Annotated in this window: 1 protein-coding gene; it reads left to right on the plus strand. The window is 68.3% G+C overall.

Annotated features, from left to right (window positions below):
- Positions 1 to 2,309: type VI secretion system Vgr family protein (locus QUG03_RS23140; RefSeq protein WP_500821113.1), on the plus strand; the 2,309-nt coding region annotated here is incomplete at both ends.

Here is a 2,309-nt window from a genome sequence, read left to right on the forward strand (position 1 = left end):
TGAAGATCGCCGAACTGCCGGCCGAGCTGCTGTCGGTCGAATCCTTCACCCTGGACGAAACCCTGGGCCGGCCCTTCTCCGCCGACATCCGCTTCACCTCCGCCCAGCAAGACATCGACCTCGTCTCCCTGCTGGACCGCTACGCGCTGTTCTCCATCCACGGACCCCACCCGGACGCCGCCCTCTTTCCCGACACCCCGCCCCAGCTGCTGCGCCGTTGGCGCGGCGTGGTCAGCCATGCCCAGCGCCTCAGCGCCAGCCGTGACGAGGCGCTGTATCAGGTCCGCGTCGAATCCCAGCTCGCCCGCCTGGCCGAAGGCCGCTTCTCCCGCATCTTCCAGCAGCAAACCGTGCCGGACATCATCGAAACCGTGCTGCGACGCCACGGCTATCGCGGCCATGAAGTCGCCTGGCGGCTGCGCCCCTTGTTCGGCCAAGACCCCAATCCCTATCCCAAGCTGGAGTTCGTCACCCAGTATCAGGAGTCCGATCTGGACTTCATCCATCGGCTGGCCGAGAAAGCCGGCCTCTATTACTACCTGCTCACCGAACCCGACAACGCCGCCTGGGAAACCATCGTCTTCGGCGACGACATCGACGCCTACGTCCGCACCGGCCGCGATCCCACCCAGCCGCCCCAGGGCGGCGTCAAGCTCAAGCTCCGCCCCCAGGCCGGCATGGCCGACAACGAAGAAACCCTGAGCCGTTTTGAACTGGCCGCCCAGCCCATCCGCGCCCGCCTCCAGCGCAAGGACTACAACTACCGCGACGCCAACCAGCCGCTGTTGGCCGAAGGCGGCCCGCCGGCCAAGACCCCCGGCGCCCGCGGCGTCGATTACCAGTGGGGCGAACACTACAAAGACCCGGCGCAGGGACAGCGCGCGGTGCTGATCGCCCAGCAGCGCGAGCATTGCCGCCAGTGGATCGCCGCCGGCGACGGCAACTGCCTGCAAGCCTTCGCCCCCGGCCAGATCTTCAAGCACGACGGCCCGGCGCTGGCTCCGGCCCCGGACGGCTGGCTGCTGGTTTCCGTCCGCCACCAGGGCGGCCGCCGCGACGCCTACCGCAACGCCTTCACCGCCACGCCCGCCGACCGGCCCTATCGCCAGGAACGGCTGACTCCGGCGCCGCGCCTCCCCGGCGCGCTGCCGTCCCGCGTCGTCGCCCCGGAAAAAACCCATTACGGCGCCATCGACCTGCAAGGCCGCTACTGCGTGCGCCTGCCTTTCGATCTGGACGAATGGTCGCCCGGCGGCGACAGCCGCCCGCTGCGGCTGGCCCGGCCTTACGCCGGCCCGGAATACGGCCTGCACTTCCCGCTGCACCCAGGCACCGAGGTGCTGGTCAGCTTTGTGCTGGGCGATGTGGACCGGCCCTATATCAGCGGCTGCCTGCACAACTCCGAGCTCACCGACAGCAACCCCGGCGCGCACTGGGACAGCCGCAACCTGATCCGCACCTGGGCCAACAACAAGCTGCGGCTGGAAGACCGCAAGGGCCAGGAGCACATCAAGCTGGCCACCGAGTTCGACAAGAGCCAGCTCAATCTGGGCCACGCCGTGGACGGCCAGCGCACGCCGCGCGGCGAAGGCTTTGAACTCAGAACCGACGGCTGGGGCGCGCTGCGCGCCGCCAAGGGGCTGTTCCTCAGCACCGACGCCCAACCCAAGGCGCGCGGCAAGCAACTGGACATGCAGGCGGCGCAAGCGGACTTGGACAGCGCGCTGGGCAATATGCAGACCCTAGCCGAGATGGCCGCCCAGGCGCGGGCGCTGGCCGCCGACATCGAACAACAACGGCAATTGATGGCGGATCGACTCAGCCAGCTGCAAAAGTCCGCGCTGCTCGCCCATGCGCCGGACGGCATCAGCCTCGCCAGCGGCCAGCATCTGCAACTGGCGGCCGGCGGCAACCTGATCGCCACCGCAGGCGGCCACGCCGACATCGGCGCGATCAAGCGCTTCACCGTGGCGGCCGGCGAAGCTCTCAGCCTGTTTGCCAACAAACTCGGTGCCAAGCTGATCGCCGCGCAAGGCAAGGTGGAAATCCAGGCGCAGCACGACGCCATCGAACTGGCCGCGCTCAAGCAAATTCGCATCATCAGCAGCGGCGACGAAATCATCATCGCCGCCAACAAAAAACTGACCCTGCAATGCGGCGGCTCCTATCTGACGCTGGACAGCTGCAAGGTGGAAGCCGGCACGCGCGGCGACATCAAGCTGCACGGCGTGTCGCTCAGCATCCCAGGCCCGGCCTCCATGCCCACCCCGGCTTACGACTTCCCCAGCGCCAAGGTGGTGGAGCCGCGC

The sequence above is a fragment of the Chromobacterium sp. CCUG 30098 genome, assembly GCF_059916605.1.